The organism is Streptomyces doebereineriae, from assembly GCF_031845645.1.
Taxonomy (GTDB): Bacteria; Actinomycetota; Actinomycetes; order Streptomycetales; family Streptomycetaceae; genus Streptomyces; species Streptomyces canus.
In genome coordinates this window covers 1-460 of record NZ_JAVREZ010000261.1, presented here as the reverse complement: position 1 = coordinate 460, position 460 = coordinate 1, and the positions used below count along the sequence as shown (strand labels likewise).

Annotated in this window: 1 protein-coding gene; it reads right to left on the bottom strand. The window is 75.0% G+C overall.

The annotated features are described in order from the left end of the window. Positions 1–460, bottom strand: a 460-nt coding sequence (locus RNB18_RS51780; protein WP_394817812.1) for an MFS transporter, incomplete at both ends; no start/stop codon positions are given.

The window sequence follows — 460 nt, the reverse complement described above, 5'->3', positions numbered from 1 at the left end:
ACCTGGTCGGGCCGGGGCGGCGATGTTGGGGCCCAGCACCGAGCCGATCGTGGTGGCCCAGATGACGGTGGAGATCGCCCGGCCCCGCCGCTCCGGCCCGACCAGGTCGGCCGCCGCGAACCGGGCCTGGAGATTGGCGGAGGACCCGGCGCCGAACGCGGCCATCCCGAGCAGCAGCAACGGGAAACTGCGCACCACCGTGCCGAGGACCACCAGGCCGCCGCCGAGGGCACCGACCAGATAGGCGAGCACCAGGCCGGGGCGTCGGCCGCGCGAGGTCATCAGGGCGGCCAGCGGCAGCGACAGCAGCGCCGTACCGGCGACGGACGCGGTCGGGGCCAGCCCGGACAGCGCCTCGGAGCCGGTCACCTCGGTGGCCAGCATCGGCGCCAGGGCGATACCGATGGCCACGCCGAGGCCGCCGAGTATCTGGCTGACGACGAGCACGGCCGATATCCGG